Origin of the sequence: Devosia sp. ZB163 (genome assembly GCF_028613635.1) — a bacterium.
GTDB lineage: Bacteria > Pseudomonadota > Alphaproteobacteria > Rhizobiales > Devosiaceae > Devosia_A.
This window is the reverse complement of record NZ_JAQRMY010000002.1, coordinates 377,065-396,494: the sequence shown is the minus strand read 5'-3', so window position 1 is coordinate 396,494 and position 19,430 is coordinate 377,065. Positions and strand designations below refer to the sequence as shown.

19 protein-coding genes are annotated in these 19,430 nt (G+C 65.3%); 14 read left to right on the top strand and 5 right to left on the bottom strand.

The window, feature by feature from the left end; all coding sequences use genetic code 11:
* Positions 1-2: 2 nt before the first annotated feature.
* From PRN20_RS10155 to PRN20_RS10120, 8 genes are all read left to right on the top strand, one after another.
* Positions 3-854 carry a sugar phosphate isomerase/epimerase family protein gene (locus PRN20_RS10155; RefSeq protein WP_273957216.1) on the top strand — a complete coding sequence of 284 codons (852 nt, stop codon included), beginning with the start codon at positions 3-5 and terminating at the stop codon, positions 852-854.
* Positions 854-1,930, top strand: coding sequence for a Gfo/Idh/MocA family protein (locus PRN20_RS10150; RefSeq protein WP_273957215.1), 1,077 nt, complete (start codon positions 854-856; stop codon positions 1,928-1,930). The genes PRN20_RS10155 and PRN20_RS10150 overlap by 1 nt, the downstream gene beginning before the upstream one ends.
* 251 nt (positions 1,931-2,181) lie before the next feature.
* Positions 2,182-3,330: an extracellular solute-binding protein gene (locus PRN20_RS10145; RefSeq protein ID WP_273957214.1), complete on the top strand. Its 1,149-nt coding sequence runs from the start codon at positions 2,182-2,184 to the stop codon at positions 3,328-3,330.
* On the top strand, positions 3,327-4,208 hold the full coding sequence (locus PRN20_RS10140; protein WP_273957213.1) for an ABC transporter permease: 882 nt from the start codon (positions 3,327-3,329) through the stop codon (positions 4,206-4,208). Before PRN20_RS10145 ends, PRN20_RS10140 begins: the two co-directional genes overlap by 4 nt.
* 10 nt (positions 4,209-4,218) lie before the next feature.
* The gene (locus tag PRN20_RS10135; protein WP_443112547.1) at positions 4,219-5,031 is read left to right on the top strand and encodes an ABC transporter permease; all 813 of its coding nucleotides are present in this window, start codon (positions 4,219-4,221) and stop codon (positions 5,029-5,031) included.
* A 10-nt stretch (positions 5,032-5,041) separates the two neighbouring features.
* Positions 5,042-6,079, top strand: a complete 1,038-nt coding sequence (locus PRN20_RS10130) for an ABC transporter ATP-binding protein (protein ID WP_273957211.1) — start codon at positions 5,042-5,044, stop codon at positions 6,077-6,079.
* A 4-nt stretch (positions 6,080-6,083) separates the two neighbouring features.
* Entirely contained in the window at positions 6,084-6,917 is an 834-nt protein-coding gene (locus tag PRN20_RS10125; RefSeq protein WP_273957210.1) for a glycerophosphodiester phosphodiesterase, read from the top strand.
* A 275-nt stretch (positions 6,918-7,192) separates the two neighbouring features.
* Positions 7,193-7,798: a hypothetical protein gene (locus PRN20_RS10120; RefSeq protein WP_273957209.1), complete on the top strand. Its 606-nt coding sequence runs from the start codon at positions 7,193-7,195 to the stop codon at positions 7,796-7,798.
* Between the two features lie 68 nt (positions 7,799-7,866).
* Here the strand turns inward: PRN20_RS10120 and PRN20_RS10115 are convergent, their stop codons facing one another.
* The 3 genes from PRN20_RS10115 to PRN20_RS10105 all read right to left on the bottom strand — a co-directional run bounded on the left by PRN20_RS10115 (position 7,867) and on the right by PRN20_RS10105 (position 11,086).
* The gene (locus tag PRN20_RS10115; RefSeq protein ID WP_273957208.1) at positions 7,867-8,679 is read right to left on the bottom strand and encodes an inositol monophosphatase family protein; all 813 of its coding nucleotides are present in this window, start codon (positions 8,677-8,679) and stop codon (positions 7,867-7,869) included.
* Positions 8,680-8,749: 70 nt separating this feature from the next.
* Entirely contained in the window at positions 8,750-9,658 is a 909-nt protein-coding gene (gene galU / locus PRN20_RS10110) for a UTP--glucose-1-phosphate uridylyltransferase GalU (RefSeq protein ID WP_273957207.1), read from the bottom strand.
* Between the two features lie 36 nt (positions 9,659-9,694).
* The gene (locus PRN20_RS10105; RefSeq protein ID WP_273957206.1) at positions 9,695-11,086 is read right to left on the bottom strand and encodes a UDP-glucose dehydrogenase family protein; all 1,392 of its coding nucleotides are present in this window, start codon (positions 11,084-11,086) and stop codon (positions 9,695-9,697) included.
* Between the two features lie 649 nt (positions 11,087-11,735).
* Here PRN20_RS10105 and gmd point away from each other — a divergent pair.
* From gmd to PRN20_RS10075, 6 genes are read left to right on the top strand one after another with little or no spacing between them, the layout of a single operon-like run.
* Complete coding sequence (gene gmd / locus PRN20_RS10100; protein ID WP_273957205.1) at positions 11,736-12,797, top strand: GDP-mannose 4,6-dehydratase; 1,062 nt, start codon at positions 11,736-11,738, stop codon at positions 12,795-12,797.
* The gene (gene fcl / locus PRN20_RS10095) at positions 12,797-13,744 is read left to right on the top strand and encodes a GDP-L-fucose synthase (protein WP_273957204.1); all 948 of its coding nucleotides are present in this window, start codon (positions 12,797-12,799) and stop codon (positions 13,742-13,744) included. Before gmd ends, fcl begins: the two co-directional genes overlap by 1 nt.
* Positions 13,741-15,003: a WcaI family glycosyltransferase gene (locus PRN20_RS10090; protein WP_273957203.1), complete on the top strand. Its 1,263-nt coding sequence runs from the start codon at positions 13,741-13,743 to the stop codon at positions 15,001-15,003. Before fcl ends, PRN20_RS10090 begins: the two co-directional genes overlap by 4 nt.
* Positions 15,004-15,007: 4 nt before the next feature.
* On the top strand, positions 15,008-16,180 hold the full coding sequence (locus PRN20_RS10085; protein ID WP_337956240.1) for a glycosyltransferase: 1,173 nt from the start codon (positions 15,008-15,010) through the stop codon (positions 16,178-16,180).
* A complete protein-coding gene (locus PRN20_RS10080; protein WP_273957201.1) occupies positions 16,177-17,478 on the top strand; it encodes a hypothetical protein in 1,302 nt (433 codons plus the stop codon). Before PRN20_RS10085 ends, PRN20_RS10080 begins: the two co-directional genes overlap by 4 nt.
* Entirely contained in the window at positions 17,475-18,056 is a 582-nt protein-coding gene (locus tag PRN20_RS10075) for a putative colanic acid biosynthesis acetyltransferase (protein ID WP_273957200.1), read from the top strand. Before PRN20_RS10080 ends, PRN20_RS10075 begins: the two co-directional genes overlap by 4 nt.
* On the opposite strand, the gene PRN20_RS10070 is transcribed toward PRN20_RS10075, so the two are convergent.
* Both PRN20_RS10070 and PRN20_RS10065 read right to left on the bottom strand, forming a co-directional pair.
* Entirely contained in the window at positions 18,053-19,147 is a 1,095-nt protein-coding gene (locus PRN20_RS10070) for a hypothetical protein (protein WP_273957199.1), read from the bottom strand. The genes PRN20_RS10075 and PRN20_RS10070 overlap by 4 nt on opposite strands.
* Positions 19,148-19,157: 10 nt before the next feature.
* A complete protein-coding gene (locus tag PRN20_RS10065) occupies positions 19,158-19,421 on the bottom strand; it encodes a spike base protein, RCAP_Rcc01079 family (protein ID WP_273957198.1) in 264 nt (87 codons plus the stop codon).
* Positions 19,422-19,430 lie beyond the last annotated feature (9 nt).

The following is a 19,430-nucleotide window of genomic DNA, read 5'->3' as shown; positions in this document are numbered from 1 at the left end:
CCATGCTTATCGGCAATGCCCCGTGTTCCTGGGGCATCAACTATCCCACCGGCAACGCCTACAGCTGGCAGGAATACCTCGACCAGGTCGCGGCCTCGGGCTATCGCGGCACGGAGCTGGGGCCTTTCGGGTTCCTGCCCAAGGACAAGGCGGTGCTGGGGCCCGAGCTGGAAAAGCGCGGGCTGACGCTGATCGGCGCGACGCATGTGCACACCTTCGGCGACCGCGCTTCGGCGCCGGTGCTGATGTCGACGCTGCGTGAGCTGGCGCCGCTGCTGAAGGATTTGGGCGCCGAACACCTCGTCATCATGGACGAGAGCAACTGGTACCCCGAAGGCCAGGAGGGCGTGCTCGATACGGCCGAGTGGAACGGGCTAGTCGCGACGGTGCGCGAGGCGCAGGCGGTGATAGAGGGCGAGTTCGGGCTCAAGGCGAGTTTCCATCCGCATGTCGGGACGGCTGTCGAGTACGAGCGGCAGATCGACCGGCTGCTCAAGGAGACGGAGATCGATCTCTGCTTCGACACCGGGCACCACGCCTTCTGGGGCCAGGACCCGCTGGCCTACATGGAGAAGGTGTGGGGGCGGATCGCCTACATGCACCTGAAGAACGTCGATGCGACCGTGCGGCAGCTCGTGCTCGACGGCCGGCTGTCGGTGGCGGATAGCTACGGCCGAGGCGTGATGGCTCCCCTGCCCGACGGCGCCGTCGACATCCGTGCGGTCATGCGCTTCCTCGAGGCCAAGGGCTTCGATGGCCCGATCGTGGTGGAGCAGGACGTGGCCGAGAATGCGGTGGAGACGCCGCTGCAGCTGGCCGAACGCAACTTCAACTACATGCAGGCGATCGCGTGATGACTGACCAGATCAAAGTGGGCCTTATCGGCCTCGGTGAAGTGGCGCAGCTGATGCACCTGCCGCTGCTGGCGGACGACAGGCGCTTCCAGATCGCGGCGGTGACCGATGCGTCGCCGAGCCTCGCGGCCTATGTGGCCGAGCGGTACGGGGCGAAGACGGTACATGCCTCGGCGGAAGCGCTGATCGCCGATCCGGGGCTCGACGCGGTGTTCATCCTCACGCCGGACTACCTGCATGCGCCCCTGCTCGAGAAAGCCATCAAGGCGGGCAAGCACGTCTTCATCGAGAAGCCGGCGGCACTGACCGCGGGCGAGCTGAAGCCGCTGATCGAACTCGACAAGAACAACGAGAAGATCGTGTTCGTGGGCTATATGAGGCGGTTCGCGCCGGCATTCACGGCACTCAAGGAGCGGCTGCCGGCGCGCGACGAGATCCGCCACGTCCGCATTCGCGACCTGATCCGCGAGAGCCAGTTCTTCGTCGATCAGTCGCGCAACATCGTCAAGCCGAACGACGTGCCGGCAGAGCTGATCGCGGACGGGCGAGCCAGGACACAGGCGCTGCTGCGGACCGTGATGGGGGACAGTGCGTCGCCCGAGCAGGTTCGCGCCTATCAGGTGCTGACCGGGCTTTCCTCGCACAGCTTCTCTGCGATGCGTGAGCTGTTGGGCTCGCCCAAGAGCGTTGCGGCCGCCCGGCAGCACCGCGGTGAGAACGTGTTGGTGATGTTCGACTATGGCAGCTTCACCGCGCTCTACGAGGCGGTGATCCACGACGTGGCGCGCTTCGACGCAGGGATCGAGGTGCTGACGATGAACCAGCACTTCAAGATCAACTACGACACGCCGTATGTGCGGAACCTCCCCACACGGCTGGAGATCACCACCTCCGACCTCCACTCGACCGGAACCGAGATCATCGGGCCGTTCTACGAGGATGCCTTCCGGGTGGAGCTCGGCGCTTTCCACCATTCCGTCACGACTGGGGAAAAACCCAAGACGCGGCTCTCGGATTCCCTCGCTGACCTCGAGCTGTTTGCCGAAGTCGGTAGGCATTTCCTGACCCAGAGCTGATTGTGACACGCAGCGGAAACGCCCTGAAATCCAGGCGTTCCGCGGTGTCACGCGGCTGTCACCTCCATACGCTTTAAGCGGGTCAACAGCTCACGCGGAACGAGTCAGCCGCGCGACTGTCACAATGGAATTTCCATTCCATTTTTCGCTTGCCAGCGGATTTGGCCGGGCTAGTCTGGTCATCCGAAGGCCGGCGTCAGATCGGCCTGCCGCGGGATGTTCCTGCGAGGCGAACAGGAGGAATGACAACCATGAAACGTCGTGCGTTTATGCTTTCGGTCGGCGGTGCTGCCGCCGGCATGGTGCTGCTGCCGCGGATGGCTTTCGCCGAGGCAGGCAAGATCGACTGGTACACCTCGTCGGACCAGAACATCCTCGACTTCTGGACCAACGTGGTGAAGCCGAAGTTCGAGGCTGCCAATCCGGGCGTGACCCTCAACCTCGTCGACGCCGGCGACGGACCGGGCAATATCGCGATCGGCGAGCGTGCGCTGGCTGCGCTCTCGACCAACTCCGACCCGCAGGCGGACTATTTCGAGTCCTATGATCCGCGGCTGCCGGACGGCGCTATCGATGCGGGCCTGTTCGTCAACATGAAGGAGGCCGGGCTTTCGAACTACTCGAAGGTCAACCCGCTGGCGATCGACAACGAGTACTCCCTGCCCTATCGCGGCAGCCAGGTGCTGCTCGCCTACGACACCACCAAGCTCGACCCGGCCAATGTTCCCAAGACCTGGGCCGACCTCGTCGCCTGGATCAAGGCGAACCCGGGCCAGTTCATCTACAACCGCCCCAACAAGGGTGGTTCGGGCGGCAACTTCGTCCGTCGGGCCATCTACGAGGCGAACGGCAAGGACCCGGCCAAGTTCACCACTTCGAACTTTGCCGAACTCGGCGAGACGGCGCTCCCTCCTGCCTGGGACATCCTCAAGGACATCACCCCGGCCCTGTTCGACGGCGGCGCCTATACTTCGGGCAATACCCAGTCGATCCAGCTGCTCGGCCAGAGCGCCGTGACGATGATCCCGGCCTGGTCGGACCAGGCTCTGTCGGCGATCAAGCAGGGCGTGCTGCCGGAGACGACCGGCCTCGTGCAGCTCTCGGATCTCGCTCTGCCGGGCGGCTTCTCGCGCAGCACGGTGCTGTCGAACGGCGTCAACAAGGACGCTTCGCTCAAGCTCGCGGACTTCATCCTCACCGAGGAAATCCAGTCGGCGGTGCTGACCGAGCTCGGCGGCTTCCCGGGCGTGTCGTGGGACTACATCTCGGCCGACCTGCGCGAGCAGTTCAAGGACGTCATCCCGACCACCATCCCGTCGTTCCCGGGCGGTGACTGGGAGAAGGCGATCAACGAAGGCTGGTACCGCAACGTCGCTCCGAACGTGGACCCGAATTCGTGACGACGACGACTGCTGTCGCCAACGACATCGTCGGCACCAAGCGCGGCAGGTGGCCAGTAGGCCTCCTGCTCGTCGCGGCGCCGGTGTTCCTGGTGGGCTGGATGATCATCTGGCCCATCATTTCCGCTATCGGGCGGACCGTGTGGCTGCCCAACGAGGGCGGTGAGCGGAGCTTTTCGCTCGAGACCTACGCGTTCTTCTTTAGCGACCAGTACAGCCTCAACAACCTGTGGCTGACGCTGTGGACGACGGGCGTGTGCGCCCTGATCCTCATTCTCATCTGCCTGCCGATCTCACTCTACCTGCGGTTCGCAAAGGGTCGGCTCGCGGCCTATGTGCAGGGGCTCGCGATCTTTCCGATGTTCGTGCCCTCGATCATCCTCAGCTACGCGATCATCCGCGTTCTCGGCCCGAACGGCACGGTGGACCTGCTGCTCAATTCTGTCGGACTGCCCAAGATCCGCTCGCCCTACCTCACGCCCTGGGGGCCGGTGATCGGCCTCGTCTGGGACAACATTCCGCTGACGGTGCTGATCCTCCTCTCGGGACTTGGCGCGGTATCCAACCAGTCGATCGAGGCAGCCCGCGACGTGGGCGCCGGACGCTGGGCGCTGCTGTGGCACATCATCCTGCCGCGCATCTCGAACTCCGTCCTCGTGGCCGTGAGCTTCACCGTGCTCGGCATCTTCTCGTCCTTCACCCTGCCCTACGTGCTGGGCCCGGCGGCGCCGGAAATGATGGGCCCGTTCATGCAGCGCACGTTCCGCGACGTGAACGATCCGACCATGGCCATCACTCAGGCGGTGATCGCTTTCGGGTTCTGCATCGTGTTCGGACTGTTCTACGTGCGCTCCGTCGCCAAGAACCGGGCGGCTTGAGATGGCCCGGATGCTGACTGAACGGCGCATCGACTGGACCGGCATCTTCTTTGCCGCGGTTCTGACGCTCGTGATCGTGTTCCCGCTCATCGTGGTGGGGACCTGGGCCTTCACCAATGTTTGGCGCTACCCCTCGGTGATCCCGCAGGAGTTCGGCCTCAAGTTCTGGAACCAGACGCTGGCCCGTGCCGACGTGTGGAGTTCCATCACGATGAGCCTCAGCCTTGCGACGATGGTGACGTTCCTCTCGGCGCTCATCTGTTTGCCGGCCGCCTATGCCTTCGCGCGGCTCGACTTCCCGGGGCGGAACATCCTGTTCTTCTCGTTCCTCGCCGGACACGCCTTCCCCAAGTTCGGGCTGCTGGTGGCGATCGCCGGCATCTTCCTCAGCCTCAACCTGATCGGGACGTTCTGGGGCGTGGTGCTGATACAGCTGGTGGGGACATTGCTGTTCATGATCTGGATCCCCGTGGCGGCGTTCCAGTCGGTGGACCGGCGCATGGAGGAAGCGGCGCGCGATGTGGGCGCCTCGCCACTGCGCGTGTTCTGGTCGATTACCCTGCCCCAGGCGGGACCGACCATCGCGGCGGCGATCCTCCTAAGCTTCGTCGGGACGTTCTATGAGACCGAGGGCGCCTGGCTGATCGGCGCGCCGCAGATCCGCACCTTGCCCGTTCTGATGATCAGCTTCATCAACAACCAACCGGTGATCCAGTACGGCGCGGTGCTCTCCGTGCTGCTGTGGATCCCGTCATTCATCGCGCTGCTGTTCGCGCGCCGCGTCATCAGCTCGGGCAGCTTTGCCCGCGGCTTCGGCGCCTAGGAAGGCCTACATGTCAGTCCTCGAAATCCGGAACGTCACCAAGAGCTTTTCGACCACGACGGCGGTCGACAGCTTCAACCTGACTGTAGGCGACGGGGAACTGGTGTGCCTCCTGGGCCCGTCAGGCTCCGGCAAATCCACGCTGCTGCGGATGATCGGCGGGTTCGAGACGCCGACGTCGGGGCTGATCAGCATCGACGGTGAGGACGTGACGCGGGTGCCGCCGGAGAAGCGGCCGACCGGAATGGTGTTCCAGAGCCATGCGCTCTGGACGCACATGAACGTGTTCAAGAACCTAGCGTTCGGGCTGAAGCTCAGGCGGCTGCCGGAGGCCGAGATCAGGCGCAAGGTCGAGGCGGTGCTTGAGTTGGTGGGGCTTGGCGGCTATGGCCACCGGGCAACCAACCAGCTTTCGGGCGGGCAGCAGCAACGCGTGGCGCTGGCGCGTTCGCTGGTGCTGGAGCCCAAGATTCTGCTCCTCGACGAGCCGTTTGCGAGTCTCGACCAGCATCTGCGCGAGCGTCTTCGCGAAGAGGTGCGGGACATCCAGCAGCGGCTGAAGATCACGACGCTGTTCGTGACGCACGGGCAGGACGAGGCGTTGGCGCTGGCCGATCGGATCGTGGTGATGCGTGACGGGCGGACCGAGCAGGCGGCGCGGCCCGATGTCGTCTATCGCGAGCCGGCAACGCCGTTCGTTGCGGGGTTCATCGGCACGATGAACCTCGTCGAAGGTGCAGTTGCCAACGGGACGTTCAAGCATTCGGGCTTCACCGTGCCGGTGCCAGCAGGGGACGGACCGGCGACACTGGCGGTGCGCCCGGAGGCGCTGGAGATCGCTTCGGCCGATGGTGCGGGAATGGCCAGGATCCACCGCGTAACCGACTATGGCACGCACGCGATCGTCGATATCGAGTTGCCGGACGGCACCCGGCTCAAGTCGATGACCGGCGAGGCACGAGACTGGTCGCACGGCCAGCCGATCGACCTCAAGCCGCGCGCCTTTGCCGCCTACCGCGACAACGCGGCGATCCACCGGAGCAACTAGGACTATGGCCGACGCGATTTCGGTGACCCGCAACGGTCATCGCACGTTCTTCAAGTGGCACCGCGGACGGCGGACGGCAACAGACCCGGTGTTCACCGGCCGGCGGATCATCGAGGGGATGAAGCTCGGTGCCAGTGTCGAGGTGGACCTGGTGATCCACGCCGACGATGGCATGGCGGTACTGCACAACCTGTCGCTGGAGCGCGAAACCACCGGCAGCGGGCTGGTGCGCGAGACCTCCGCCGAGACGCTGCGCGGGCTCAACCTCAGGGACAATGACGGGCAGCCGATCGCCGACAAGGTGATGCTGCTCGAGGATCTCGCGGCGCTGATCGCGCGCGACGGGGCGCATCCGGAAGGGCTGCTGCAGCTCGACTACAAGGAGGATGCTGCGGCGCTCAACCCGGCGGTGATCGCCAACTTCGCGAGGGCGCTCGGGCCGGTGGCGCGGCACTTCATCCTGTCATCGGGCGATGCGGAGTCGGTCCGGGTGCTGACCGACAGCGCGCCGGGGCTGCGGATCGGATACGATCCCTGCCACAAGGGCGCGATGGAGCGGTTGATGGAGTCGCGCAACTACGCCGCGTTCGTCGCCGATGCGGTGGCAGCATCGCCGAAGTCGGAACTGGACTATCTCGAGTACCGTCTGGTGCTGGAGGCGGATCGCGACGGGTTCGACATCATCGGTGCGTTCCATGCCCACGGGCGGCGGATCGATGCGTACACGGTGCGCCGAGCCGATGAAGATGGCATGGCGGTGATCCGGCGACTTCTGGATCTGCGCGTGGATCAGATCACCACCGACGACCCCGAGGGTGTGGCAGCACTGCTGCACTGAATTGGCGATCGGGCGGTCGCCATTCCGCGGAGCCGAAGAAGCAGTTGCGATGGTGCTAACCCCACATTATTGCACGTACTTCTTCTGACGCACCGAGGGACCGCGTGAGACAACTTCCAGCAATAAACATGTTGTGGATAGGGAAACCGCTCGGCTTTACCGAGCGCCTATCGATCACATCCTTCCTTAAGCAGGGGCACCACGTTCGACTGCACGTATACGACGAGCCACCTGACCTCCCGCATGGGGTCGAGGTCGTCGATGCGAGCGAGACCATGAACCGTGCCCAACTCGAGGCGCTGCGGACCAAGAATGGGTCCTATGCCTTGGCCAGCGACTACTTCCGCTACCTCCTCATGCGCAAGGGCGTCGGCCTGTGGTCCGACTGCGACATGCTCTGCCTCAGTCCGATCCGGATCTACAATGGCGTCCTGTTCGGGCTGGAAACGCCGGCGTCGATCAACAGCGCCATCCTCTACCTCGACCCGCAATCGAGAATCCTGAAGGGCGCGCTCAAGGCCTTCAGGCGCAACTATGTGCCGAGGTGGGTGGCCCTGGACCACCAGTTCGGGCTCTACCTGCGCATGGTAACGTTCAGGGGCTTTTCGCCCCCCGACCTGAGATGGGGAAGCTATGGCCCCCGCGCGGTGACGGCGCTCGCGAAACGGCACGGGCTGGCGCACTACGCCGATCCGGTCGACGTCTACTACCCGCTTCCGGTCCGACGCTGGGCGGACGCCTGGAAGCCTGCCTCGTCCTTCAACGAGTTCCTGACCGAGCGGAGCAAGACGATCCACCTCTGGCACTCGAACCACACCGAGAACAAACGTCCGCCAGCAGATTCGGCCGTTGGACAGTTCGCAGCGGACCTGGGTGTCTAGGGGCTACGGCCCCCTCCAATCGAGCATGAGCGAGTTCCTCCCCGCCCCCCTGTTGGGTGCGGGAGGTACTACCTCGGCTCTTTCCGCGGTACGCCCTTGAGCATCTCGAGCAGGTAGGCGTGCGTGGCCTTGTTGGCGACGATCATGGCGCCCGTGCGCTCGAAGTACTCAGGCCCGCGGCCCCACCAGTCGGTGACGATGCCGCCGGCTTCCTCGACGAAGAGGATGCCGGACGCGGTGTCGACGAAGCCGGTTTCCTCATAGTAGCCGGTGAGCCGGCCCATCGCGACATAGGCGCAGGAATTGGCGGCGCTGCCGACGATGCGCACGGCGCCGATGGGCGCGCGGATCGCGTCGAGCCGTTCGTAGGCACCGGGATAGAGCGACAGGCTGGGAATGGGGAGGCCCGTACCGACCGTCATCAGGCCGATGTCGGTCTGCTCGGAAACCTTCAGCCGTTCGCCGTTCATGAAGGCGCCCTGCCCCTTGATGGCGGTGAACATCTCGTCGGCCGGCGGGTTGTAGAGCACTCCGGCGACCGTCTCGTTGCCGCGGCGGAGCGCGATCGAGATGGTGTAGTGCATGCCGTTGATGAAATTGGTGGTGCCATCGATGGGATCGACCAGCCAGCGGTACTCTTGGTCGTCCTTGTCGACGGGCGGGAACTCCTCGCCGGTGAAGCTCCAATCCGGGTAGCGCTCGAAGAGATACCTGCGGATCAGCAGCTCGGACTCCTTGTCGGCGTCCGAGACGAAGTCTGCCGGGCCCTTGATGCCGATCTCGATGTCACGGAAGCGCTTGAAATGGCTCAGCGTCAGGGCGCCGGCTTCGCGCGCGACGGCCACCATGTCGTCGAGCACGGACTCGTAGGTAATGGTCATGAATCACTCGCCTGGTCTGGGTGCCAGAGACTAACCCAAACCGGCGAGGAATAGTGGCTGGAGTGCCCGCTTACGCGGGCACTTTGCGGGGCTCTGCGTCGGGCTCTAGCAGGCCCAGTTCACGGATCGCCTTGCGGAAATCGTCAGCCAGGTCCTCGCGCTCGAGGGCGAAGGCGACGTTGGCCGTGAGGAAACCAAGCTTGGAGCCGCAGTCGAAGACCTTGCCGTCATACTTCACGCCGGTGAAGTTCTGGGTGCGGATCAGGATCTGCATGGCGTCGGTCAGCTGGATCTCGCCGCCGGCGCCGCGGGTCTGCTCGCTGAGCAGCGCGAATATCTCGGGCTGGAGAATGTAGCGGCCGGAGATGAAGAGGTTCGAGGGCGCGTCGGCCGGCTTGGGCTTTTCCACCATGCCGGTGATCCTGAAGCCACTGTCGGGACCAGCGCCGCGCGCGACGATGCCGTAGCTCGAGACATCCTTGGGGTCGACCTCCTCGACGCCCACTATGTTGCCGCCCAGCTCTTCATAGGCCGACATCATCTGCTTGAGCACGCCCGGGCGGGCCTGGAACACCATGTCGGGCAGGAGCAGCGCGAAGGGCTGGTCGCCGACCAGTTCGCGCGCACACCAGACCGCATGGCCGAGACCCAAGGGCTCCTGCTGGCGGGTGAAGCTGGTGCGGCCGGCGGATGGCAGGTCCTTCTGCAGCTCCTGGAGCGCTTCCACCTTGCCGCGCATCTCGAGCGTGTGCTCGAGTTCGTACTGGCGATCGAAGTGATCCTCGATGACGCCCTTGTTGCGCCCGGTGACGAACACGAAGTGCTCGATTCCGGCTTCCCTCGCCTCATCCACGGCGTACTGGATCAGCGGCCGGTCGACGACGGTCAGCATCTCCTTGGGCATCGCCTTGGTGGCGGGAAGGAAGCGGGTCCCGAGGCCCGCGACCGGAAACACGGCTGTGCGCACGCGCTTTGACAAATTCAGCTCCATTAAACCCTGCAGTATGTCGGGCAGCTATTGCACCTGCCGGCGGCCGATTGGGAAGTAGGACAATCCCGCCTCCTCGACCGCGGACGGCTCGTACATGTTGCGCCCGTCGAAGATCGCTTTCTTGGACAACCTCGTGGCAAGAGCGTGGAAATCCGGCGCGCGAAATACTTTCCACTCGGTAACGATCACCAGAATGTCAGCGCCTTCCACGGCCTCGCCGTGGGTTTCGGTGAAAACGATGCGGTCGAGGCTGTCGTCGAGATCGAGGGCGAGAACCCGTTTCGCCTCAGTCATCGCGACTGGATCGAAGGCGCGAATCGAAGCCCCGCGGCGTAGCAGCTCGGCTATGAGCACGCGGCTTGGCGCATCGCGCATGTCGTCGGTGTTCGGCTTGAACGAGAGCCCCCAGATGGCGAAGGTCAGGCCGCTCAGGTCGTCGCCGAACCGCTCGCGGATCTTGGCACCGAGGACCTGCTTCTGGGCTTCGTTGGCGCGCTCGACCGCATCGAGGACACGCAGGGGCCGGCCCCTCTCGGACGCCGTGCGGAGCAGTGCGCTGACATCCTTGGGGAAGCAGCTGCCGCCATAGCCGGTGCCGGCGTAGAGGAAGCTGTAGCCGATGCGCGGGTCGGAGCCGATGCCGCGGCGGACGAGTTCGATGTCGGCGCCGAGGTCCTCGGCAAGGTTGGCAAGCTCGTTCATGAAGGAGATGCGCGTCGCCAGCATGGCATTGGCGGCGTATTTCGTGAGTTCGGCCGAGCGTACATCCATGACCATGGTGCGGTCGTGGTTCAGCGTGAACGGGGCATAGAGGTAGCGCATCATTTCCAGCCCGCGCCGGCCGCTGGTGGTGTCGTCGGCGCCGATGATGATGCGCTCGGGCCGGTTGAAGTCTGCGACCGCTGCGCCTTCCTTGAGAAACTCCGGGTTGGCGACGACGGTGAAATCGGGCTGGCCCTGGCGGATGCGCTCATCTGCGGAGGCAGAGTAGCCCCGCTTCAGCAACTCCCCCGTGACGGCGGCGGCAACCTGCTCGGCAGTGCCGACGGGCACGGTGGACTTGTCGGCAATGACCTTGAAACCGGTGAGGTGCCGGCCGATCGAGCGGGCAACCTCGAGCACGTATTTCAGGTCGGCGGAGCCGTTCTCATCCGGTGGCGTGCCGACGGCGATGAACAGAATGTCGCTGTGGTCGACTGCTTCGGCCACATTGGTGGTAAAGACGAGCCGGCCGGCGGCGCGACCGCTGGCCACCACACCCTCGAGCCCCGGCTCGTGGATCGGGATGCCACCAGCGTTCAGAAGGGCAACCTTGGCCTCGTCAACATCGACGCAGACGACCTGATTGCCGGCGTCGGCCAGACAAGCGCCGGTGACGAGCCCCACATAGCCCGAGCCAAACACAGTTACGTTCATTCAACGCCCCGAAGACGACCCTGGTGTCGCGAGCCTGATCTAGCGCGGACCAACAGCGGCGTCCAACGATGCGTCGGTGCCGAGGCTTGCCCGCCGGTCGTGTTCGCTACGAGAATCGTTGCTTTTGCGGTACTGCAGACCCGAATCGATGCTGGGAGCATAGTCGAGCAACTTTCCACTTGTAGAAAATTGCAACTTAATCATTAATGCCCGCCAACCGAAAGTTCATGGGGGCGGGCGACCTTGTTTTTTCAAGTCGCCATCGGTTCGGGGCAAGTTCATGAGTGGCACCTGCGAGCTGGGGCAGCGCAGTTGTAGCTTTGCGCAAATCGTAGCGGGCAGTCAGCGCTGGGCCGTTCCGACGTGTAGACTGCCACCTCTGCACGACCAAAAGCAACGCGGCAGCCACAGAAAAGTCCCGTCCCGACACTCCATCAATAACTACTGCGGCGGAGGACCGCCTCGCCGTGCCCGCGCTGCATCGGGGGTCGCCTACCCTGTAGGCGGTGGACCTGGCTCGAACCCGCATGCGACACTCTCCATCGCGTGCCTACGTCGACGACCTGGTCAAGCCAGCCATCCGCAATGTACGCACCAGTATCGGCGCGCCGACCGACATCCCCGTGCAAATCCACTCAGAGTTCCAAGTTTGACCAAGCGTGCATTGATCACCGGCGTTACCGGCCAGGACGGCGCCTATCTTGCCCGGCTGCTGCTCAGCAAGGGCTACATCGTCCACGGCATCAAGCGCCGGTCCTCGTCGTTCAACACGGGTCGGATCGAAGATATCTACGAGGACCCGCACGTGGAGGATCAGCGCTTTATCCTCCACCACGGCGACATGACGGATTCGACGAACCTGATCCGCATCGTGCAGGAGGCTCAGCCGGACGAGATCTACAATCTCGCCGCCCAGAGCCATGTCGCGGTCAGCTTCGAGACGCCTGAGTATACGGCGAATGCGGATGCCCTTGGTCCACTGCGGCTGCTCGAGGCAATCCGTATTCTGGGACTGGAGAAGAGCACCCGCTTCTACCAGGCTTCTACGTCCGAACTGTACGGCCTCGTGCGCGAGACGCCGCAAACGGAAACGACGCCTTTCTACCCGCGCTCGCCCTATGGCGCCGCCAAGCTTTACGCCTACTGGATCGTGGTGAACTACCGCGAGGCCTATGGCATGCATGCCAGCAACGGCATCCTGTTCAACCACGAGAGCCCACTGCGCGGCGAGACGTTCGTGACCCGCAAGATCACGCGTGCGGTGGCCGCTATCAAGCTGGGCAAGCAGGACCGCCTCTATCTCGGCAACCTCGATGCCCGTCGCGACTGGGGCCACGCCGAGGAGTATGTCCGCGGCATGTGGCTGATGCTGCAGCAGGACGAGCCCGACGACTATGTGCTCGCGACCGGCGAGACGACGGCAGTGCGAACGTTCGTTGAGTGGGCCTTCGCCGACGCAGGTATCACCCTCGAATGGCGGGGAGAGGGCGTAGAGGAAAAGGGCTACGACCAGGGGACGGGCAAGTGCCTGATCGAGGTCGATCCCCGATACTTCCGGCCCACCGAGGTCGACGTGCTGATCGGCGATCCCTCCAAGGCCTTCAGGAAACTGGGGTGGCGCCACGAGAAGAGCGCACGGGAACTGGCGCGCGAGATGGTCCGCGAGGACCTGAAGACGATGCAGACGGCAATTGTGGCGAAGGACGCCTGATGTACGCGCTCAAAGGCAAGCGTATCTGGGTCGCCGGGCATCGCGGCATGGTGGGGTCGGCGGTGGCCCGCCGCCTCGGCAGCGAGGAATGCACCGTTCTCACAGCCAGCCGCTCCGAACTCGACCTTACCCGCCAAGCGGACGTCGAACGGTTCATCCGCGACCAGCGGCCCGACGCCATCGTCTTGGCTGCCGCGAAGGTTGGCGGAATTCTGGCCAACGACACCTACCCGGCCGATTTCCTTTACGAGAACCTGCTGATCGAGACGAACGTGATCGGCGCCGCCAACGACGGAAATGTCGGCCGCCTGCTCTTTCTGGGGTCGAGTTGCATCTATCCGAGGATGGCGTCCCAGCCGATCCGCGAGGACAGCCTGCTCACCGGGCCGCTCGAGCCGACGAACGAGTGGTATGCCACCGCCAAGATCGCCGGGATCAGGCTGGCCCAGGCGTTCCGCAAGCAGCACGGGCGAGACTACATCTCGGCCATGCCGACGAACCTCTATGGTCCCGGCGACAACTTCGACCTGAAGTCGAGCCACGTCCTGCCCGCGCTGATCCGTAAGGCACACGAGGCAAAGCTCGCGGGCGCGGAGAGCGTCACCGTGTGGGGGACAGGGTCGCCAAGGCGCGAGTTCCTGCATGCCGACGACTGCGCTGATGCGCTCGTCTTCCTGCTGAAGACCTACTCGGAGGCCGAGCACATCAACGTGGGATCGGGCACCGATGTCAGCATACTCGAGCTGACCCAACTGGTTTGCCGCGTGGTGGGGTTCGAGGGGCGTATCGTCCATGACCTCAGCAAGCCCGACGGCACGCCGCGCAAGCTGATGAGCCCTGACAAGCTCCAGGGATTGGGATGGTCGCCACGGATACCGCTCGAAGCGGGGATCAAGGAGACCTACCGTTGGTTCCTCGAGCATGAGGCGAGGGGCAAAGCGGCATGAAGATCCTCGTGCTCGGCCTCAACTACGCGCCCGAAAAGATCGGCATCGCCGTCTACACGACAGGCATGGCCGAGGCGCTGGTGGGAGCCGGGCACGAGGTGCGCGTCATCGCCGGACAGCCCTACTACCCCGCATGGTCGGTGACATCGGGCTATGGCGGCCTGCGCTTTGCCAGCCGGATGGAGCGAGGCGTGGCTGTCACCCGCGTCCCGCACTACGTCCCGGCCCAGCAAAGCGGATGGCGACGAGTAGTCCACTACGCAAGCTTCGGCCTTGCGGCGCTCGGTCCAACCCTGTGGTCGGCGCTGAGCTGGCGGCCCGATGTCGTCCTGACCGTGGCGCCTTCATTGATCGCGGCGCCCGTGGCGCGCCTCGCCGCGCTGGTATGCGGGGCACGGAGCTGGCTGCACGTCCAGGACTTCGAGACCGAGGCTGCCTTCGCCACTGGACTGCTGGCGGGCCGAGGGCTCGTCGCAGGACTGGCGCGGCGCTTCGAGTCGGCAGTCATGAAGAGCTTCCACCGGCTCAGCAGCATATCGCCGGAAATGTGCCGCCGGCTGACCGACATGGGCATCGCGCAGCATCGGGTCATCGAGTTCCGCAATTGGGCCGATGTAGACCATGTACGGCCGCTGACCGGACCCTCGCCGTATCGCGAGCGCTGGGGCATCGCGACGCCGCATGTCGCGCTCTATGCGGGCAACATCGCGGAGAAACAGGGCATCGAGATCGTTGCCGAGGCGGCGCAGCGGCTGCGCCATCGGCGGGACCTGACGTTCGTGGTGTGCGGCGAAGGCCCCAACCGCAGGAGGCTGGAGCGGCTGGTCGGAGGGCTCGGGAACGTCCAGTTCCGCGATCTCCAGTCGTGCGACCGACTGAGCGAGCTGATGGGGCTGGCGACCGTCCATCTGCTGCCGCAGCTTGCCGGGGCCGCGGATCTCGTGATGCCGAGCAAGCTCACCAACATGCTGGCCTCCGGCCGGCCGGTAGTCGCGACGGCGGCAGCGGGCAGCGGGCTGGCGCGCGAAGTCGAGGGCTGCGGGGTCGTGGTGCAGCCGGGCGACGGCGAGGCGTTCGCCGCCGGGATCGCGGACCTCATCGACGCCCCCGATCGCTGGCGGGCGGCAGCCACAGCGGCACGAGCCCGGGCTGAGGAACGCTGGGCCAAGCGACTGGTGCTCGGACGGTTCATTGCGGAACTGGAGCGGCTTCAGGATGAGCACCTACCGTCAGGCCTGACGGAGACGAGGATCAAGTGAGCGGGTGCACCGACGGCGGATCGACGGTGGGTCCCGTGTCGTGAGCGCCCGAGTGCTGCACATTTCGAGTTCGCTGTCGCGCTCGGCGGGCGGCCTATATCACTCGGTTTCCGGCTTGGCGAAGGCCCAACTGTCGCAAGGCGCCGACGTGGCCGTGCTAGGTGGCGCGGACGGTTATTTCGCGGAAGATCGGCACGTCTGGGGGGAAGTGCCGCTGCACCATTTCCCGCAGCGCAGCGTCTATGCATTCCATCCCGCGGCTGTCGCGCACCTGCTCTCGAGCAGGCCCGACCTCGTCCACCTGCACGGGGTATGGACGGCGACGTCGCTCTATGGGCGGCTGCTGAGCGCTGTGGGCATTCCGGTTGTCCTCTCGCCACGCGGCATGCTGAATCCGTGGATCGTCGGGCGGCGGCGGACAATCAAGCAGGTTCACGCTGCCCTGTTCGAGCGCGCCCTGCTCCGGAACGCTCACGTTCACGCACTGAACGAGGCCGAGCGGGCAGCCATTCGACAGTTCGCGCCGGTTGCGGACGACCGCATCTTCGTTCAGCCGAACGGCATCGACCGGGAAGAGATCCGACCGTCCGTTGGCCGCCGGACAGGAACTCTGTACCTCGGGCGGCTGCATCCGACCAAGCAGGTGCTGGAACTGGCGCGGACCTGGGCAAGTTCGCCGCGACTGCGGGGCGCCTGCTTGACCATTGCTGGCTGGGGCGACGCAGCCTACGAGCGTGAACTACGAGGCGTGGCCGAAGGCGCAGGCAACATCGAGTTCGTAGGCCCGCTCTATGGCGCGGCCAAGGATGAGGCGCTCGCCAAAGCGCGGGCACTGGTGCTCCCGTCGCGGAACGAAGGGCAGCCGATGGTCGTGCTCGAGGCGCTCCGCGCCGGCTGCCTGCCGGTAATCACCGACGCCTGCAACTGCCCCGACCTCATCCAGCAGGGCGCAGCGGTGAGGATGAAGCAGGACTTCTCGGACCTCGAGCCGATCATCGAGGGGATTTGCGGCGAACCCGACGAGGTGGTGACCGAACGGTCTCGCTGCCTCACCGCGCATGCGGAGCAATACCGCTGGGATGCGATCGCTCGGGCGATACTCGACAAGTATGAGGCGATCCTCAACGCGCACCGGCGTCGCGATCATGCGGGCGCCCCAGTGGTGAGTGGCAGATGAGCCTCTCCCGCGTTGCGGTGCATTCAGGGCTTGTCCTGCTCGCCGCGGTCACGGTCAAAGATGCGACCACTCTCCCGCTCGTCGCGCCGGTCGCCCTACTGGCTTTGCTGGCGGCCATCCGGAACAGCAACGAGGACTTCGACGCGATCGACATGATCTGGTTCCTGGTGTCGTTGTTCTTCGTGGTGCGCCCGGCGCAGGCGCTGCAGGATGGCACGATCACCATGTACGCCGGGCGCGCGCCATTCCACTACGAGCCGGAGGTGGTGCTGACGGCCTTTGCCGCCATCTACGTCTTCACCCTGGCGCTCTTTGTGCTGCTGCCGCATTCGGGAAGACCGTCGAGGGCACTCGAGACACATCCTCGGGTCGACCTGCTTCTTGCTGCCGGGGCGACCGGGTTCGTGCTGGCCGTGCTCTTCAGCGGCGACCTCGGCAACCTCCTCGCGGCCCGCTACGACAAGGAGCAGATCTCGCCATTGGTTGCGGTCGGCCAGGGTCTGCTCATCGCCTCGACAGTCATGCAAACGGCCGCGTTCGTGACGGGGCGGCGAGGTGCCGGCGAAGCACTGAGCCTTATTGCCTGCCTGGTGATGCTCGGCATCGTCTTCAACCCGCTCAATACATCGCGTTTTGCTCTGATCAGCGCATGGCTGCCGGTGGCGCTCGTTCTGCTGCCGCGGCTGAGGCGGCCGGCAATGTTCGCGTCTATCTCCATCACGGCAATCGTGATCGCGATGCCGGTGCTGAGCATGACGACCCGCTATGGCGCCGATCTTCAGCGCGCGTTCAGCGGCCGGGAGCCGGGGTCGCTCGCCGAGCTCCCCTACATCGATGCGTTCGACACGCTGCTGCACGGGGTGCACTACGCCCAGACCTTCGGCTTCCAGCTCGGCGGCAAGGTGCTGGCGATCCTGCTCTGCTTCGTGCCGCGGGCACTGTGGCCCGACAAGCCGACCGTCGGCGGACTCGACATCGGCAACCACCTCTACAGCATGGGGCTGGTGGGGACGCCGAACCTCTCGATGCCGGTGGCGGGCGATTTCTACATGGACTTCGGCCTCGCCGGTGTCGCGCCGGGTAGCCTCGCCGTCGCGCTGCTCCTGCGCAGCCTGCTGCGCGTGCAGCCCATGGTGGGCGGCCTACCGGTGTTTGGCTACCTGGTGATGTCGGCGTTGCCGATCGCGATGCGCGGCGCGCTCGGAGCGGTGGTTCTGCTGGGCGCCTGCACCCTGCTCTCATGCGCCGTGCTGTCAATCGCCTCCAGGTCGTCGCAAGCCCCGGCGGTGCCGGCGTGAGCACCGAGCTGAATATCCTGACTGAGCCCGGCTCAGGGATCGCGGCGGGGGCGGCGAGCTTTACTCTGCGACACCGGGTGTTCAGGACGGTCTGGAGCGTTGCCTGGACCGTGCTGGCGGCGTGGACGCCTGCTCCGCTCGCGGCATGGCGGCGTCTAGTGCTGGGTGCCTTCGGGGCGAGCATCCACCCAACGGCGCGGGTCTATGGCAGCGCTCGCATCTGGTACCCGCCGAACCTCACGATGGCGGCCGGTGCCGTGCTAGGGCCAAGGTCGAACTGCTACTCGGTGGCGCGGATCACACTTGGAGTCGGGGCTATCGTCTCGCAGGGAGCGCACCTTTGTACCGGCTCGCACGACATTGATGATCCGGGCTTCCAGTTGATCGCCGCACCCATCGTGATCGGCCGCAACGCGTGGGTCGCGGCCGAAGCGTTCGTCGGGCCCGGCATAACCATCGGTGAGGGAGCTGTGCTGGGCGCCCGGGGCGTGGCGTTCAGCGACCTGGTCCCTTGGGGCGTATATGCCGGGAACCCAGCGCGATTGCTGCGCACCCGGCGGAGGCCACACCAAGGTTAAGGTGTGCCCGCCTGATGAGTGAGGAACTGCGTCTCGCTCCAGGCCGAGCCGTAGAGCGAGACGCGCCGAAGTGTGCCATCGAACGTCGAGCCGGACTCGTTCTGCCGATTGAGATAGAGGCGGGCGATGCCGGGCAGATCGCCCGACGCGTGCTGGACGACCGGCCCAATCCGCAATGCTGCCCTGAACTCACTCGACCTTACCGAGAACAACACTTCGAACGGGGTCGAGACATCGACAACGCCGAGATCGAGGTTGGCCTGCTCGGTGTTGCGGGCCCGGACGATCAGCCTGAGGCGCCGAGACGCGTCCCAGACGAGCCGGACGCAGTTGTGGGACGTGAAGCTCGTGTAGCTCCAGGCGCCGTCGCTGGCCTCGAGGATCACCTTCGTGCCCGAGGCGGCCGCCGGCATCGTACCGGCGACGATGGCAGCAAATCCGCCCTGCGCGAAGCCTGCGAAGGGCAGCACTTCGCGGACGGACAGGTCATCGAACTCGCTGCTCAGCACGCTCGCCACTGCGGCCTGCCGGCCGCCGACATACATCGCGGCCTCCTCGGCGCTGAACGTGCTGGTAACCTCGTGCAGCGTCGTCAGCGTGTCGGAATGAATCGTTGCGGCACCGCTGAGGTTTGTCGGGTTCCGCGTGACGTGCAGCGCCGGCTGTTGGCCGTTGCTCATCCGCAGTTTGCCGCGGAAGCGATAGGCCTGCCCCTTGGTGAGGGACAGCGCCTGCTGGAAGCCCGGCGTGTCGCTGCCTGTACCCTGGAGAGTCATGATCCCGGCCGCGACGGAGAGACTCGCCCCGTTGAAGGCGGTCCAACCGGCAGTCCCGGCCGAGAAGTCTCCGTTGGTCACGCGTTCGGGGGCTCCGGGGACGTCGTGGGGTCCGATGGCGATGGTGCCTGTCGCTTCGACACCGCCAACGGCGGCGAGGAAGGCGGGTTTCGTCGGATGGTTGCGGCCGGCATGGGCGAAGCGTCCACCGGCAAAGTCGGCGTCCAGCACGGCGCCCGGCCGGACCCACGAACGACCAGGCGTCTGTCTCCCCAGGCCGAGACCGATGCCGAGGGCGGATGCGGATGCGCTCATTCCCCCCTCCTCAGTAGAGCCCTACGAGGAAGGTAGCCGTCGTCCCGGTGGATTTGATGCGGCGTGCCCGGATCGGCAACAGCGAGCCGCCAGTGAGACCGGCAAAGCTCACTTCGTCTCCAGAGGACAGGACGACCGCGAGATCGCCGCCGCTGCCGATATAGACGGCGCGCGTCTCGGCAGCGAGGTCGGCGACGTCGCTGGCGGTGATCGCAAACCCACGCCGGGCGGGAGCGGCGATATCTTCGGCGCGGCCCTGGTATCTTTCAGTCATGCTCAGGCT

Coding starts and splice junctions, on each gene's coding strand:
- PRN20_RS10155 (WP_273957216.1), top strand. CDS start 3: ATGCTTATCGGCAATGCCCCGTGTTCCTGGGGCATCAACTATCCCACC.
- PRN20_RS10150 (WP_273957215.1), top strand. CDS start 854: ATGACTGACCAGATCAAAGTGGGCCTTATCGGCCTCGGTGAAGTGGCG.
- PRN20_RS10145 (WP_273957214.1), top strand. CDS start 2,182: ATGAAACGTCGTGCGTTTATGCTTTCGGTCGGCGGTGCTGCCGCCGGC.
- PRN20_RS10135 (WP_443112547.1), top strand. CDS start 4,219: ATGCTGACTGAACGGCGCATCGACTGGACCGGCATCTTCTTTGCCGCG.
- PRN20_RS10130 (WP_273957211.1), top strand. CDS start 5,042: ATGTCAGTCCTCGAAATCCGGAACGTCACCAAGAGCTTTTCGACCACG.
- PRN20_RS10125 (WP_273957210.1), top strand. CDS start 6,084: ATGGCCGACGCGATTTCGGTGACCCGCAACGGTCATCGCACGTTCTTC.
- PRN20_RS10120 (WP_273957209.1), top strand. CDS start 7,193: ATGAACCGTGCCCAACTCGAGGCGCTGCGGACCAAGAATGGGTCCTAT.
- PRN20_RS10115 (WP_273957208.1), bottom strand. CDS start 8,679: ATGACCATTACCTACGAGTCCGTGCTCGACGACATGGTGGCCGTCGCG.
- PRN20_RS10105 (WP_273957206.1), bottom strand. CDS start 11,086: ATGAACGTAACTGTGTTTGGCTCGGGCTATGTGGGGCTCGTCACCGGC.
- fcl (WP_273957204.1), top strand. CDS start 12,797: ATGTACGCGCTCAAAGGCAAGCGTATCTGGGTCGCCGGGCATCGCGGC.
- PRN20_RS10090 (WP_273957203.1), top strand. CDS start 13,741: ATGAAGATCCTCGTGCTCGGCCTCAACTACGCGCCCGAAAAGATCGGC.
- PRN20_RS10080 (WP_273957201.1), top strand. CDS start 16,177: ATGAGCCTCTCCCGCGTTGCGGTGCATTCAGGGCTTGTCCTGCTCGCC.
- PRN20_RS10070 (WP_273957199.1), bottom strand. CDS start 19,147: ATGAGCGCATCCGCATCCGCCCTCGGCATCGGTCTCGGCCTGGGGAGA.
- PRN20_RS10065 (WP_273957198.1), bottom strand. CDS start 19,421: ATGACTGAAAGATACCAGGGCCGCGCCGAAGATATCGCCGCTCCCGCC.